At 73.9% G+C, this 14,700-nt stretch carries 14 protein-coding genes; 9 read left to right on the plus strand and 5 right to left on the minus strand.

The window, feature by feature from the left end; all coding sequences use genetic code 11:
- Positions 1-6 precede the first annotated feature (6 nt).
- The gene (locus BX286_RS05935) at positions 7-1,494 is read right to left on the minus strand and encodes an LVIVD repeat-containing protein (protein WP_079424411.1); all 1,488 of its coding nucleotides are present in this window, start codon (positions 1,492-1,494) and stop codon (positions 7-9) included.
- 77 nt (positions 1,495-1,571) lie between these two features.
- Between BX286_RS05935 and BX286_RS05940 the strand changes: the two genes are divergently transcribed.
- Together BX286_RS05940 and BX286_RS05945 are read left to right on the plus strand one after the other, a co-directional pair.
- On the plus strand, positions 1,572-2,228 hold the full coding sequence (locus BX286_RS05940) for a DUF305 domain-containing protein (RefSeq protein ID WP_100865279.1): 657 nt from the start codon (positions 1,572-1,574) through the stop codon (positions 2,226-2,228).
- Positions 2,229-2,282: 54 nt separating this feature from the next.
- A complete protein-coding gene (locus BX286_RS05945; protein WP_079424414.1) occupies positions 2,283-3,653 on the plus strand; it encodes an FAD-dependent oxidoreductase in 1,371 nt (456 codons plus the stop codon).
- Here BX286_RS05945 and BX286_RS05950 read toward each other — a convergent pair.
- Complete coding sequence (locus BX286_RS05950; RefSeq protein WP_079424418.1) at positions 3,650-4,006, minus strand: helix-turn-helix transcriptional regulator; 357 nt, start codon at positions 4,004-4,006, stop codon at positions 3,650-3,652. The genes BX286_RS05945 and BX286_RS05950 overlap by 4 nt on opposite strands.
- A gap of 125 nt (positions 4,007-4,131) precedes the next feature.
- Positions 4,132-5,232, minus strand: coding sequence for an NADH:flavin oxidoreductase/NADH oxidase (locus BX286_RS05955; protein ID WP_079424420.1), 1,101 nt, complete (start codon positions 5,230-5,232; stop codon positions 4,132-4,134).
- A 221-nt stretch (positions 5,233-5,453) separates the two neighbouring features.
- Between BX286_RS05955 and BX286_RS05960 the strand changes: the two genes are divergently transcribed.
- The 6 genes from BX286_RS05960 (at position 5,454) to BX286_RS05985 (ending at position 12,092) form a co-directional block, all read left to right on the plus strand.
- Positions 5,454-6,542: a glycosyl hydrolase gene (locus tag BX286_RS05960; RefSeq protein WP_100865304.1), complete on the plus strand. Its 1,089-nt coding sequence runs from the start codon at positions 5,454-5,456 to the stop codon at positions 6,540-6,542.
- Between the two features lie 40 nt (positions 6,543-6,582).
- Positions 6,583-7,134, plus strand: a complete 552-nt coding sequence (locus BX286_RS05965; RefSeq protein WP_079424422.1) for a GNAT family N-acetyltransferase — start codon at positions 6,583-6,585, stop codon at positions 7,132-7,134.
- An 82-nt stretch (positions 7,135-7,216) separates the two neighbouring features.
- Positions 7,217-8,731: a Y4yA family PLP-dependent enzyme gene (locus tag BX286_RS05970; RefSeq protein WP_261993368.1), complete on the plus strand. Its 1,515-nt coding sequence runs from the start codon at positions 7,217-7,219 to the stop codon at positions 8,729-8,731.
- The gene (locus BX286_RS05975) at positions 8,728-10,047 is read left to right on the plus strand and encodes a pyridoxal-phosphate dependent enzyme (protein ID WP_079424424.1); all 1,320 of its coding nucleotides are present in this window, start codon (positions 8,728-8,730) and stop codon (positions 10,045-10,047) included. Before BX286_RS05970 ends, BX286_RS05975 begins: the two co-directional genes overlap by 4 nt.
- Complete coding sequence (locus BX286_RS05980) at positions 10,040-11,248, plus strand: aminotransferase class V-fold PLP-dependent enzyme (protein WP_237292643.1); 1,209 nt, start codon at positions 10,040-10,042, stop codon at positions 11,246-11,248. Before BX286_RS05975 ends, BX286_RS05980 begins: the two co-directional genes overlap by 8 nt.
- A gap of 58 nt (positions 11,249-11,306) precedes the next feature.
- Positions 11,307-12,092 (plus strand): trans-aconitate 2-methyltransferase, encoded by a 786-nt coding sequence (locus BX286_RS05985; RefSeq protein WP_079431574.1) that lies wholly within the window; start codon positions 11,307-11,309, stop codon positions 12,090-12,092.
- A 30-nt stretch (positions 12,093-12,122) separates the two neighbouring features.
- On the opposite strand, the gene BX286_RS05990 is transcribed toward BX286_RS05985, so the two are convergent.
- Together BX286_RS05990 and BX286_RS05995 are read right to left on the minus strand one after the other, a co-directional pair.
- Positions 12,123-12,803: a hypothetical protein gene (locus BX286_RS05990; RefSeq protein ID WP_121014681.1), complete on the minus strand. Its 681-nt coding sequence runs from the start codon at positions 12,801-12,803 to the stop codon at positions 12,123-12,125.
- A gap of 69 nt (positions 12,804-12,872) precedes the next feature.
- Positions 12,873-13,550, minus strand: coding sequence for a uracil-DNA glycosylase (locus BX286_RS05995; protein ID WP_079424429.1), 678 nt, complete (start codon positions 13,548-13,550; stop codon positions 12,873-12,875).
- Positions 13,551-13,736: 186 nt separating this feature from the next.
- On the opposite strand from BX286_RS05995, the gene BX286_RS06000 reads away from it, so the two are divergent.
- Positions 13,737-14,657 (plus strand): sirohydrochlorin chelatase, encoded by a 921-nt coding sequence (locus BX286_RS06000; protein ID WP_079424431.1) that lies wholly within the window; start codon positions 13,737-13,739, stop codon positions 14,655-14,657.
- Positions 14,658-14,700: the final 43 nt, after the last annotated feature.

Here is a 14,700-nt window from a genome sequence, read left to right on the forward strand (position 1 = left end):
CTGCGGTCAGTGGTACTCGGGCTGGCTCTGGACGTTGAGCCGGTCCATCCGCACCCGCTTGGCGCTGTCGGTCCGCCGGTCGTCGAGCCGGAGCACGTCGAGGCCCTTGACGATGTCGTTCGAGTAGATGTGCCCGTTGTAGTAGTACGCCGACCAGGAGCCGCCCAGGCCCAGCCGGTCGGTGGTCAGCGGGCCGCGCTCGAAGTAGCCGATCTCCTTGGGCCGGGCCGAGTCGGTGAAGTCCCAGACCGAGACCCCGCCCTGGTACCAGGCCTGGACCATGATGTCGCGGCCGCCTCCGACCGGGACCAGCGAGCCGTTGTGGGCCACGCAGTTCTCGGTGTCGGCCTGGTGGCGCGGGATCTTGAAGTAGCCCCGGAAGACCAGTTTGCGCTGGTCGCCGCGGCCGGTGATGTCGTAGATCCCGTCGGCGCCCCGGTTGGGCCCGGTGGCCTCGTTGCAGGTGGCGGCGCCGCCGCCGCCGAGCTCGTCGGTGAACACCACCTTGTCCGCGCTCTCGTTGAAGGTCGCCGAGTGCCAGAACGCGAAGTTCACGTTGTCCTGGACCCGGTCGATGACCCTCGGGTGCTCGGGCTCGCTGATGTCGAAGAGGATGCCGTCGCCCATGCAGGCGCCCGCGGCCAGGTCCTCGGACGGCAGCACGGTGATGTCGTGGCAGCCGGTGGTCTTGGAGACCCCGGGGTTGGTGGGCGCACCCGGGTTGCCGCCGTCGGGGAAGAGCACCGGGAAGCCGACCACGGCGGCCTTGGTCGGGTCCTTCTTCGGGACCTTGACCACGGAGATGCCGTCGTGCGGGGGCTGGCAGTCCGGGAAGGCCTCGCTGGGCGAGTACGAGGAGACGTAGAGGTAGATGTCGCGGCCGCCCGGCACCAGAGTGTGGGTGTGCGATCCGCAGGCCGTCTCCACGGACTTGATGTACTTGGGGTTCTTCTTGTCCTTGATGTCGAAGATCTTGATGCCCTCCCAGGAGGACTTCTCCGTGGCCGGCTGCGAGACGCTGTTGCAGGAGTCGTCGCTGCGCGAGGAGTCGGTGGACAGGAAGAGCAGGTCGCCGGAGACCGAGACGTCGTTCTGGCCGCCGGGGCAGAGCACCTGGGTGACGGTCTTCGGGGCGCCGGGGTCGGCGATGTCGTAGATCGTGAAGCCGTCGTAGTTCCCGGCGTAGGCGTAGTCGCCCTGGAACGCCAGGTCGGAGTTGATGCCCTTGAGATTGGCGTCGGGGATGTTGGCCAGGGGTTTGACGTTGGCGCTGTGCACGATCTCGTCCTGGCCGGGGATCTCCCCGGGGGCGAGTTCGCGGCCCGGCGCGAGGTCCGCGCCCTGCCGGGAGCCGGCGCCCGGGGACGCGTCGCCGGGGTCGGGGCTGGCGGCCGCCGGTCCGGCGGCGGCGAGGAGCGTAGTGAGGAGTCCGGCGGCCGCCAGGGCCGCCCCCAGACTCCGGTGGCGCACTCTGACGGTGTGCAGCAAGGTCACTGTGCCTCCCGTGGGGGCCCTGCGCTCCGTTCCCGGTGGGGAAGCGGAACCTGGACCCCGGCAGTATCGTCCTTTCCATGGACATGGCAAACGCGTTACTCGGCCGATTCCTGGGGGCGGCGCTGGCCGCCTCATTCCTCCTCCCCCTCACCGGCTGCACCGCGGGTGACGGCGCCCCGCACGGCGCCGGCGACGGCTCGCCCGTGGTGGTCGCCCCGGGCAGACCGGGCGAGGACGCCCGGACCCTCTCCCCCGAGCAGGCGGCGAAGCAGCGGCCCGACGACAGCCCCAACGCCGCCGACCGGTCCTACGTCCGGCGCATGATCGAGCACCACCGGCAGGCCCTGACCATGAGCGCGCTGGCCCCCGAACGCGCCTCGGCGGACGGGGTCAAACGGCTCGCCGAGCGGATCGCGGCCGCGCAGGGGCCCGAGATCGGGGCCATGGAGCGGTGGCAGGCCCGCTACCCGGCCCCGGCCGGCGACCCCGGCGGACACGACCACGGCGCGATGCCGGGCATGGCCACCGAACAGCAGCTGCGGGAGCTGACGGACGCCCGCGGCGCCGACTTCGACCGGCTCTTCCTCAGGCTGATGACCGCCCACCACGAGGGGGCGCTGACGATGGCGGGCCAGGCCCTGGCCCAGGGGAACAACGGCGCCGTCGAGGAGATGGCGAACGAGGTGGTGGCCGTCCAGAGCGCGGAGATACACCGGATGCGCGCGTTGGGCTGACGGCTGCGGGGGCCGGTGGCATGCTGGGGAGCACCTGCGGGAGGGAGTTCCGCCGTGCTTCGTGTCGCCGTCGTCGGCTCGGGCCCCAGCGGGGTCTACGCCGCCCAGACACTGGTCGGGCAACGTGAGGTCCCGGGCGTACGGGTCGACGTGCTGGACCGGCTGCCGGCCCCGTACGGCCTCGTCCGGTACGGAGTGGCCCCCGACCACGAGAAGATCAAGTCGCTGACCGGAAACCTGCGCTCGGTACTGGAGGACGAACGGATCCGCTTCCTCGGCAACGTGGAGGTCGGCGGCGCACCGCTGACCACCGCCCGGATGCTCGAGCTGTACCACGCGGTGGTGTACTGCGTCGGCGCGGCGCGGGACCGGCTGCTGGGGATCCCCGGCGAGGAGCTGGCCGGGGTGCACTCCGCGACGGCCTTCGTGTCCTGGTACAGCGGGCACCCGGACGCCGGCTCCTTCGACCTGGGCGGGGTCCGCTCCGCGGTGGTCGTGGGGGCGGGCAACGTCGCGGTGGACGTGACCCGGATCCTGGCCCGGGGCGCACCCGAGCTGGAGCCCACCGACATGCCCCAGCCGGCGCTGGGGGCGCTGGCCGACAGCGGGGTGCGGACGGTGGCGATGGTGGCCCGGCGCGGACCCTCGCAGGCCAAGTTCACCACCAAGGAGCTCCGCGAACTGGGCACCCTGCCCGGGGTGGACGTCCGCACGGACCCCGCCGAACTGGCCCTGGACCCGGCGTACGCCGACCCGGCCGCGGCACAGGCCCTGCCGGCGGTGGCCCGGCGCAACCTGGAGGCGCTGCGCGGCTGGGCCGCGGCGGCGCAGCCGGGCGGGGAGGCCGGGCGGGACATCGCGCTGCGCTTCTACCTGCGCCCGGTGGAGGTGCTGGGCGGCCCGGACGGCCGGGTCCGCGGGATGCGCTTCGAACGGACCGCGCCGGACGGCAGGGGCGGGGTGAGCGGTACGGGCGCCTACGAGGACGTGGAGGCCCAGCTGGTGCTGCGCTCGGTGGGCTACCGGGGCGTCGCCCTCCCCGGCCTGCCCTTCGACCCGGCCACCGGCACCGTCCCGCACGCGGCGGGCCGGGTGGTCCGCGCGGGCCGGGCCTCGGTCGGCGAGTACGTGGCGGGCTGGATCAAGCGCGGCCCGACCGGGGTGATCGGCACCAACCGCCCCTGCGCCAAGGAAACGGTCTCCTCCCTGCTCCAGGACGCGGGCGCCCTGGCCCGCCGCGAGCTGCCCGGCGACCCCCTGGACGCCCTGCGGGCGGCGGGCCTGCGCCCGGTGGAATGGCACGGCTGGCTGGCCATCGAGGCGGCGGAGGAGGCGCTGGGCCGCTCCCTGGGCCGCCGCTCGGTGAAGATCCCAGACTGGGCGGGCCTGCAGGCCGCGGCGGGCCTACGGGACGGCGGCTCTTAGGCCCGCGGCTGCCCCAGTCGCGACTCCTGGGCGGCCGCGGCCGCCAGGAGGGTGTCGAGGAGGCCGGGGAAGAGGGACTGGAGCTCCTCGCGGCGGAGGCCGTTCATCTTGGCGGTGCCGCGGTAGGTCTGGCGCACGACGCCGCTCTCGCGCAGGACGCGGAAGTGGTGGGTGGTCGTGGACTTGGTGACCGGCAGGACGAAGTCCGAGCAGGCCAGCTCGACCTCCCGGTCGGCCAGCTCGCGCACGATGGAGAACCGGAGCGGGTCGGAGAGGGCGTGCAGCACCCCCTCCAGGCGGATCTCCTCCGGTCCCGGGTGGGCGAGGGCACGGGGCGCGTCACGTTCCGTCATGTCCTGCTCCGCTCCTCGGGGTTCCGGCCGGGTCTTCGGGCCGGGGTTCCATGGTACGAGAACCTTCGTACGACCGGCTCCCGTGTGCGGCGCGGGGCCCGGGTGCGCCCCGCGCCGCACACGGGTCACCAGGAGCGCCGGTACTGGCCGGGCACCGGGATCTCCGCGCCCAGCTCGGCGGCCGCGCGGCGGGCCCAGTAGGGGTCGCGCAGCAGTTCCCGGCCGAGGAGGACGGCGTCGGCCTCGCCGTTGGCCAGGATCTTCTCGGCCTGCTCCGGCTCGGTGATCAGCCCGACCGCCGCGACGGGCAGGGCGGTCTCGTTCTTGACGCGGGCGGCGAAGGGCACCTGGTAGCCGGGGCCCGTCGGGATCTTCACGTGCGGGGCGAGGCCGCCGGTGGAGACGTCGAGGAGGTCCACGCCGTGCTCCCGCAGCAGGGCGGCCAGCCGGACCGTGTCGTCGGCGGTCCAGCCGTTCTCCTCCAGCCAGTCGGTGGCGGAGATGCGGAAGAACAGCGGGAGTTCCTCGGGCCACACCGCCCGGACGGCGTCGACGACCTCGACGGCGAAGCGGGTGCGGTTCTCGAAGGAGCCGCCGTAGGAGTCGGTGCGGCGGTTGCTGTGCGGGGAGAGGAACTCGCCGATGAGGTAGCCGTGGGCGCCGTGGATCTCCAGCACCTCGTAGCCCGCGGCGAGGGCGCGCCCGGCGGCGGCCGCGAACAGGCCGGTGATCTCGTGGATCTCCTCGGTGGTGAGCGCGTGCGGCACGGGGTGGCCCTCGTCGAACGCCACGGCGCTGGGGGCGCTGGGCCGCCAGCCGTGGGCCTCGGGGCCGACCGGGCCGCCGCCGTTCCAGGGCTGGTCGGTGGAGGCCTTGCGGCCGGCGTGCCCGATCTGGATGCCGGGGACCGCTCCCTGGGACTTGACGAAGGCGGTGATCCGGCGGAGGGCCGCCACCTGGGTGTCGTTCCAGATGCCGAGGTCGTAGGGGCTGATCCGGCCCTCCGGGGAGACGGCGGTGGCCTCCTGGATGATCAGGCCGGTGCCGCCGGTGGCGCGGGCCGCGTAGTGGGCGAAGTGCCATTCGAGGGCCACGCCCGCGTTCGGGCCGAAGGCCTCGGCGCTGTACTGGCACATCGGCGCCATCCAGATCCGGTTCGGGATGGTCACCGAGCGGAGGGTGTAGGGCTGGAAGAGGGCGGCGAAGGCAGCGGGTGCGGCACTCATGGGGTTCTCCAGATGTCACCGGACGCGCACCGGTCGGTGCGGCGCTAAGTACGAGAAACACCGTACTACGAAATCTCTCGTAGTACGAGACCTTACGTACAAAGGGTGTCCGGCTCCGTCTCAGGGGTCCCGGCCCCGCCTCGCCGGGCAATGTCGGTGGGCGGGTGCAGACTGGCGGGAAAGCACCCGCAACAGGACAAGGACGTCCGGAGGTGTCGGCCATGACCGACGTGATGCTGCTCGCCGGGACCCGCAAGGGGCTGTTCATCGGCCGCCGCCGGGGCGCCGGCCCCTGGAGCTGGGAGGGGCCGCAGTTCAACGCCCAGGCCGTCTCGGCGGTGGCCATCGACGCGCGGGGCCCGGTCCCCCGGCTGCTGGCGGCCGGGGACAGCGCGCACTGGGGGCCGTCGGTGTTCCGCTCCGACGACCTGGGGGCGAGCTGGCAGGAGCCGGCCGCGCCCGCCGTGAAGTTCCCCAAGGACACCGGCGCCTCCCTGGAGCGGATCTGGCAGCTGCACCCGGCCGGCCCGGAGGCCCCCGGGGTGGTCTACGCGGGCACGGAACCGGCCGCGCTGTTCCGCTCGTCCGACCGGGGCGAGTCCTTCGAGCTGGTCCGGCCCCTGTGGGAGCATCCGACCCGCTCCGCGTGGGTGCCGGGCGGCGGCGGGGAGGGCCTGCACACGGTGATCACCTACCCGGCGGACCCGGCGGCGGTGACGGTGGCGGTCTCCACGGCCGGCGTGTTCCGCACCCGGGACGGCGGCGCGAGCTGGACCCCGGCCAACCACGGGGTCTCGGCGGTTTTCCTGCCCGATCCGCACCCGGAGTTCGGCCAGTGCGTCCACAAGATCGCCCAGGACGCCGGGGACCCGGCCCGGCTCTACCTCCAGAACCACTGGGGCGTCTACCGCAGCGACGACGCGGGCACCGAGTGGACCGACATCGGCTCCGGCCTGCCCTCCGACTTCGGCTTCGCCGTCGCCGCGCACCCCCACCGGGCGGACACGGCCTACCTGTTCCCGCTCAACGCCGACTCCGACCGGGTCCCGGCCGGACACCGCTGCCGCGTCTTCCGCACCCGCGACGCCGGCGCCACCTGGGAACCCCTGGCCAAGGGCCTGCCCGACGGGGACCACTACGGCACGGTGCTGCGGGACGCCCTGTGCACGGACGACGCCGACCCGGCCGGCATCTACTTCGGCAACCGCAACGGCGAGCTGTACGCCAGCGACGACGACGGCGACAGCTGGCGGCTGCTGGCCGAACACCTCCCGGACGTGCTCTGCGTCCGGGCCGCCGTGCTGCCCTGACCTCCCGCCCCGGGGCCGGGCATCTGGGAGGCTGACGGGCATGCACGCGTACACGCCCCTGGAACTGCGCCAGTTGACCCGGCCCGAGGAGGTCACCCCGGAGCTCCGCAAGGAGCTCGCCGGCTGCTGGGAGGAGGTGGTCAACTCCGGCGGCGCCGTCATCGCCGCCGGGTTCCCGCTGCCTCCCGTGGACCGCTCCCACGTCGCCCCCGTGGTCGACGGGCTCGTCCGCGCCCTCGACCCCGCTCTCGCCAGGATGCTCGTCGCCGTCTCCGGCGGAGCGCTCGCCGGCTGGCTGGTCGTCCGCCGCGAACGCCACCCGCTCATCGCCCACCGGGGCACCGTCAACCACGTCCAGACCCTCCCCCGGCTGCGCGGGCAGGGGATCGCCACCGCCCTGATGCACCGGGTCGCGGAGGTCGCCCGCGCCGAAATGGGCCTGGAACGCCTGGAGATCGCCGTCCGGGGCGGCCTCGGGCTGGAGGGGTTCTACCGGGGGCTGGGCTGGGCGGAGGTGGGCCGCTGGCCGGGCGCGCTGCGGGTCGCGCCCGGCGACGACCGGGACGAGATCCTGATGACCCTCGTCCTCTGACAAAAAAGCCCAGCGGGGGTTACGGTCTTATGACCGTTTGCCGACACCGGTACGCATTCCTCGGCGGAGAGGAACAGCTGGGATGAGCAACGACCCCATGAACGGCGGCCCTTCGCACAGCGGCTCCTTGTCCCCTCCCTTGTACCTGGAACCGAGGCTCGCACCGCGCACGGCGGCCCTGCTGGAGTCGCCGGCGTTCCTGCACGGCCTCGTCGACGCCCTCGGATCGCCCCTCAACGTGATCCTGCCCGACCAGATCGCCGACAACGTCCGGGGCTTTCACGAGGTGTTCGCCCGCCACCGGCTCAGCGGGCGGATCTTCTTCGCGCACAAGGCTAACCGCTCCAGCGCCCTCGTCCGCCGGCTGACCACCACCGGCGCGGCCCTCGACGCCGCCTCCCTCGGGGAGTTGCGGCACGCCCTGGGCTCCGGGTTCGCCGGAGCCGAGGTCATGGCCACCGGCCCCAAGGACCCCGACTTCCTCTGGCTCGCCGCCCGCAGCGGGGCCCTGGTCAACGCCGACGGCGCGGACGAGCTGGAGCGGGCGGCGGCCCTGGTGCGGGCACACGGGCTGCCCCGCCTGCGCGTGCTCGTACGGCTGTCCGGGTTCGAGGCGCCCGGGGCCCGGCGGCTCTCGCGCCGCAGCCGCTTCGGCACCCCCGTGAAGTCCCTGCACCGGCTGCTCGACGTCCTCGACCGCCACCGCGGCGAGCTGGAGCCCGTCGGGGTCGGCTACCACCTCGACACCACCAGCGTGGAGGAGAAGGCCGCGGCGCTGGAGGGCTGCCTGCACGCCATGGAGGAGTTGCGCCTCCGCCGCTTCCAGCCGCGGGCCATCGACGTCGGCGGCGGCTTCGGCGTCGGCTACCTGGCCCACGCCGCCCAGTGGGAGCGCTACACCACCGAGCTGACCCGCGCCGTGCTGGGCGCCCGTCCGCCCCTGACCTGGGGCGGGCACGGCTACGGCCTGCGCGCCGAGAACGGCACCCTCCGCGGCGCCCTCGGCCTCTACCCGGCCCATCGCACCACCGCGGGCCCCGGCTACCTCGACGAACTCCTCTCCCTCCCGGCCCCGGGCCTGGGCCGCCCCCTGGGCACCCTGCTCCTGGAGGGCCTTTACGAGCTCTACGCAGAACCGGGCCGCGCCCTGGCCGACCAGTGCGGGCTCACCCTGGGCAGGGTCCTGGAGGTGCGGTCCTCCGGCGGCGGGGAGAGCCTGGTCCGGCTGGCGATGAACGCCGGCGACGTCAGCCTGGAGGACCACGGCGTCCTCGTGGACCCGGTGCTCCTGCCCCGCGCGCCCTCCCCGCCCGGCGGTCCGGTCCCGGTCGCGGTGCACCTCATGGGCAACCTCTGCCTGGAGTCGGACCTGATCACCCGCCGGACCGTGTTCCTGCCCCGGCAGCCGCACCCCGGCGACCTCCTCGCCTTCGCCAACACCGCCGGGTACTGCATGGACTTCGGCGCGACCCGCGCCCAGGGGCAGGCCCTCGCGCGCAAGGTCGCCGTCCACCGGGAGGGGGCGGACGGCGACTGGCAGTGGTGCCTGGACGAGCAGTACTGGCCTTTCACACGTACGGGGGAAGCGCAGGGATGAGGTACGACAGCATCACCGAAGCCATCGGCGGGACACCGCTGGTCCGCATCGACCCGGCCGTACACGGCCTGCGCCACATCGACCTCTACGCCAAGCTGGAGATGCTCAACCCCTTCGGCTCGCTCAAGGACCGGGCCGCCTGGAACATGACCCGTGACGAGCTCGCCGGCGCCGCGGAGCGCGGCGAGACGGTCGTGGAACTGTCCAGCGGGAACACCGCCAAGGCCCTGGCCCTGATCGCCGGACTGCACGGGCTGGCGTTCAAGAGCGTCACCAACCGGATGCGGATCCCCGAGGTCAAGGACCTGCTCCTGCTGCTCGGCGCCGAGATCGAGGAGCTGCCCGGGCGCAGCGAATGCCTCGACCCGACCGACGAGGACGATCCGCTGACCCTCTTCCACCGGCAGCTGAACCTCCCTGGCAGCGCGCACCTGCACACCGACCAGTACTTCAACGTCCTCAACACCGAGGCCCACGCCTCCGGGACCGGCCCGGAGATCATCGCCGATCTGGACGGCCGGGCCCCCGACTGGTTCGTGGCCTGCGTGGGCACGGCCGGTTCCTCCACCGGGGTGGCGCGGGCGCTGCGCGCTCACGATCCGGCGGTGCGCGTCGTGGGCCTGGTCGGGGAGAAGTCGGACTTCATCCCGGGCATCCGCACCATCGACGAGGTGCAGGAGGTCGGGATCTTCGACCCGGCGACGTACGACACCCTGGAGCCGGTGGGCTCCGACGAGGCCATCGAGGGGATGCTGACGCTGCTGCGCCGCTGCGGGCTGCTCTCCGGGCCGACCGGCGGCGCCGCGTACTTCGGCGCGGTCCGCCATCTGCGGGAGGTGGACGCCGGGCTGACGGAGCGCAGGACGGCGGTGTTCATCGTCTGCGACCGGGTGGAGAGCTACGTCGGCTATGTACGGCGGCGCCGCCCGGACCTGATGGGGCTGCCTCCCGTGCGGAACTCGGTGGCCACGCTGACCGAGGCGGAGGTGGCCTCGGCCGCCGTGATCGGGGTGGACGAGGCCCGCAAGTGGATCGCGGAGCGCCAGCCGCTGGTCGTGGACCTGCGCGGGCCCTTCGCGTACGCCGCGCTGCACATCGAGGGGTCGGTGAACATCGTGGACGGGCTCTTCGAGGAACTCCTGCGGGGCGGGCTGCCGTTCGGCCGGAGCCGGCCGGTCCTGCTGGCCTGCCCGGTGGGTGAGAAGTCGGCCCGGTACGCGGCCCTGCTGACCCGGATGGGACATCCCGACGTCCGCAGCCTGGCCGGCGGGATCATCGCCTGGCGGGACGCCGGCGCTCCCCTGGTGCGTGACTGACGTGGCCGCCCCCGCCGCCGAGCTGGCGGCCCTCGCCGACTGGCAGCGGCCGCTGCGCGCCCAGTTCCCGATCCTCGCGGGGCAACCGGACCTGGTCTACCTGGACAGCGCCGCGACCTCCCAGAAGCCCCAGCCCGTCCTGGACGCCGTGCAGAGGTACCTGACCACCTCCAACGCCAACGCGGCACGCGGCTCCTACCCGTGGGCCAACACCACGACGGCGCTGGTGGAGGGCGCCCGGGAGCGGGTCAAGCGCTTCCTGGGCGATCCGGATCCGCAGCGTTCCTCGGTCCACTTCACCAGCGGGACCACGGAGGGGCTGAGGGTCGTCGCCCGGGACTGGCTGCCGTCCCTGCTCGTCGACGGGGACGAGATCGTCGTCCCGTTCGCCGACCACCAGGCGAACCTGTCGCCCTGGCTGGAGGCCCGGGACCTGCTGGCCCGCCAGGGGGTGCGGGTCCGGGTCCGGGAGCTGCCGTACCAGGCGGCTTCCGGGGACTACGACCCTCGGGCGCTGGCGGCGGTCACCGGGCCCCGGACCCGTTTCGTGGCCGTCACCCACGTCCACCACGTCTACGGCGCCGACATGAACGTGCACCGGATCCGGCAGGTGGTCGGGCCGCAGGTGCCGATCTGTCTGGACGCGGCGCAGAGCATCGGGCACCTGCCGGTCTCGGTGGCCGGTCTGGACGTGGACTTCGTGGTGTTCTCCGGGCACAAGGCGATGGCCCTGCCGGGGACGGGGGCGGTCTGGGCCCGGGGACTGCGCGGCCCGCGGCTGAGGCCCGGCGGCTGGAGCGGGACCCCCAACACGGCCGGGATCGCGAGCCTGACCGCTGCCCTGGACTGGCTGGACGCCGCCGGTCTCGGGCGGATCGAGCGCTGGACGGTCGCCCTGACGGCGCTGCTGACCGACGGGCTGGCCCGGATGGACGCCTACGAGGTGCTCGGCTGCCGGACCAGTCTGGCGGCGGGGTCCCGGGTCCAGCGGCGCCGCAGCCTGGTCACCTTCCGGCACCGGGGGATCGACTCCCGCGACCTCGGGTTCATCCTCTTCAGCCGCGGGTTCATGGTGCGCACCGACGGCCACTGCCAGGCGGGGCGGGGCGCGGAGGAGGGCTCCGTGCGCGTCAGCCTGCACGTGCACAACACCCCCGGGGAGGTGGAGGAGCTCCTCGCCACCCTCGCCAGTCTGCAATGATTTCCATGAGCGGATCGGCTTCGGTGGCGGAGGCAGTGCGAACGGCATGGGCGCGGGCATGGGTGCGGGCACGGATGCGGGCACGGGCGGCGTGAGTACGGGGACGGCGGCGCGCTGGGTGGAGCGCTGGGAGCGCCAGCAGCAGCGGTACGCGGTGGACCGCGAGGAGAGGTTCGCGGTCATCGCCGACCTGGTCGAGCACGTGGCGGGCGGCCGGCCCGCGCCGCTGGTGCTCGACCTGGGCAGCGGGCCCGGCTGCCTGGCCGCCCGGCTGGCCGCCCGGCTGCCGGGCGCGGAGGTGCTGGCGGTCGACGCGGACCCGCTGCTGCTGGAGCTCGGCAGCGCCCATTACGGCCGCTCCCTGCGCTACGTCAACACGCTGATCGGCGAGCCGGGCTGGGTGGGCCGGCTGGGCCTGGACCGCCCCGCGGACGCGGTGGTGTCGACGACCGCCCTGCACTACCTCGGCGAGCGGACCCTGCGTCAGGTGTACGGGGAACTCGCCGGGCTGCTGCGGCCCGGCGGGATCCTGGTCAACGGCGACCACATCAGCCCGGACTCGGTCCGGATGTCCGAACTCGCGCGGGACGTCGGGCGCCGCCACGCCGAACGCAACGCGGCCTGCGGCCACGAGGAGGACTGGGAGTCCTGGTGGGCGGGCGCGGCCGGCGATCCGGAGCTGGCCCCGCTGCTCCACCGCGGGGGCGAGGGCGGCCGGGCCCCGTGCGAGGGCAACGACCTCACCGTCTCCGGCCATGTCGCGCTGCTGCGCGAGGCGGGGTTCGCGGACGTGGGGGTCGTCTGGCAGGTCGGCCCGAGCCATGTGCTGGCCGCCGTCCGCTGACCGGCGGCGGGCCGGCCGGCCGGCGCGGGGTCAGACGCGGCTGCACACGTGGATCGACATGGTGCCGTTGCGGGGCAGGTGCCGGATGCGCAGTTCCTTGCCGTTGTAGGCGGCCTCCAGCTGTCCGGTCGTGTCGTTGGCGCCCAGGGGGTACCAAGGCAGCATGGCCGAACCGGGGCCGTCCATCCCGTCGGGGACCGGCTGGGCGAAGGACACGTCGGTGCCCTCGCCGTCCCCCTTGGGGCCGGCGACGACCTGGATCTCCAGGCGGCCGGCCTGGTGGCTCCAGCGGCCGTTCCAGGTGGCCTTGGTGTCACCGGTCCAGACGATGGTCCAGGTGCCGTCCGCCCCGATGGTGGCCCTGCCGTCGCTCTTGCGGCCGCCGTCCGTGCCGGGGAGGGTCGAGCGGATCGCCCAGGTGCCCGTGACGAACGCGGCGAACGCCCGGCCCGCGACCCCGGTGGCGGCCGGGGAGGCGGAGACGGAGGGGGACGGAGAGACCGGAGCCGGGGCTGAGGGCGACGCCGGGGCCGAGGCCGGGGCCGAGGGAGTTCCCGGCGGCGAGGACGACGGGGCCGGGCTCTGCGCGGCCGGCTTCTCCTTGCCGGTGCAGGCCGCGAGCAGGGCGGACCCCGCTCCCACCGCCAGGTAGCGCAGCGCGTTGCGCCGGCCGATGATCTTCGCCGCCGTGCGGATGTCTCTCACCGTCATCGGGTCCCCCGTGGTCCGTCTTCCGATCTTGTGGATCTTGGAACGGAGTCTAAGGGGCGCCGGGAGGTGCTACGGAAGGCGCCATTCGACGGGCTGGGCGCCGGCGCCGACGAGCAGGTCGTTGGCCCGGCTGAAGGGGCGGGAGCCGAAGAAGCCCCGGTCCGCCGACATGGGCGAGGGGTGCGCCGATTCGATCGCCGGGAGGCTGCCGAGCAGCGGCCGGCAGTTGCGGGCGTCGCGGCCCCAGAGGATGGACACCAGCGGCTTGCCGCGGGCGGCGAGCGCCCGGATGGCCTGCTCGGTGACCTCCTCCCAGCCCTTGCCCCGGTGCGAGCCGGGCTTGCGCGGCGCGGTGGTCAGGGCCCTGTTGAGCAGCAGCACGCCCTGCCTCGTCCACGGCGTCAGGTCACCGTTGGAGGGCCTGGGCAGCCCCAGGTCGGTGTGCATCTCCCGGAAGATGTTCTCCAGGCTGCCCGGCACCGGGCTGACCTCGGGGGCGACCGCGAAGCTCAGGCCGATGGCGTGCCCCGGCGTCGGATAGGGGTCCTGTCCGACGATCAGGACGCGGACGTCGTCGAAGGGCTGCTGGAACGCGCGCAGGACGTTCGCCCCGGACGGCAGGTAGGTCCGGCCGGCCGCTATCTCGGTGCGGAGGAAGTTCCCCATGCCGGCGATGCGGTCCGCGACGGGTTCCAGGGCCTTCGCCCAGCCCGCCTCGACAAGTTCGTTCAAGGGTCGTGGTGCCACGCTGCGTCACTCTACTGGGTCACACTGACAGACCGTTACCGGCACGTTCCGTCGACTGGTGCTCGCCGTCCGTCAGTTGATCCGGCGGAACGGTGTATCACCTTCAACGGATAAAAGAGGACAGATGCCACCTGGACGGGCCCTGCCCGAACACCTGGTTCCGATAAGCCAGTAGCATGCGGCGCCATGAGCTCCCCCACTGGGCCCGCCAACGGCCTGCCCGTACGAATGCCGCGACCCCGCCAGACCGGACGGCACCGCCGGCCCGAGCCCGCGGTGGCGCCCGAGGGCGCGCCCGCGCTGGTGCTCGCCGTGCCCGGTGTCCCCTCGGCCGCCTCCCGGGGGCTCGCCGAGGAGATCATCAGCATCGGCCGCTCCGAGCTGCCCGGCCTGGAGGCCCGGATCGGTTACCTAGAGGGCGAGGACGGCGAGGGGAGCGAGTTCCCGTCGCTGTCCGGTGTGCTGACCGCCGTGGCCGACGAGCGGAACGTGCGCGCGGAGTTCGCCCGCGCCGCCGGTCACGAGGTGCCCGCGCCGACCGGTCCGGACGCCGTGGTCGTGCCGCTGCTGGCCGGCCCGGACGCCGACCTGCTGCGCCGGGTGCGCCAGGCGCTGATGGACTCCTCGGCCGCCGCCGAGCTGGCCGACGTCCTCGGCCCCCACCCGCTGCTGGCCGAGGGTCTGCACGTGCGCCTCTCGGAGGCCGGCCTGGCCCGCGCCGACCGGGCCCGGCTGTTCACCGTGGCCACCGCCGCCGACGGCATCATCCTGGCCACCACCGGCGGCGAGGAGGCGGTCCAGGCCGCCGGGATCACCGGCATGCTGCTGGCCGCCCGCCTCGCGGTGCCCGTGATGGCCGCCGCCCTGGACCAGGAGGGCTCGGTGGCCGCCGTCGCCGCCGAGCTGCGCGGCGCGGGTGCGGTCCAGCTGGCGCTGGCGCCCTACCTGATCGGCCCGGAGGCGGCCGAGGGGCTGCTGGACACGGCCTGCAAGGAGGCCGACTGCGCCACCGCCGAGGTGCTCGGCGCCTACCCGGCGCTCGGCAAGCTGGCCGTCGCCCAGTACAGCGCGGCCCTGGGCCTCCAGCTGGGCGCACCGGCCCAGTAGGACGCACGGGAAGGGCCCGCCCGGGACGGTTCCCGGGCGGGCC

The sequence above is a fragment of the Streptomyces sp. 3211.6 genome (assembly GCF_003634815.1).
Classification (GTDB): domain Bacteria; phylum Actinomycetota; class Actinomycetes; order Streptomycetales; family Streptomycetaceae; genus Streptomyces; species Streptomyces katrae_A.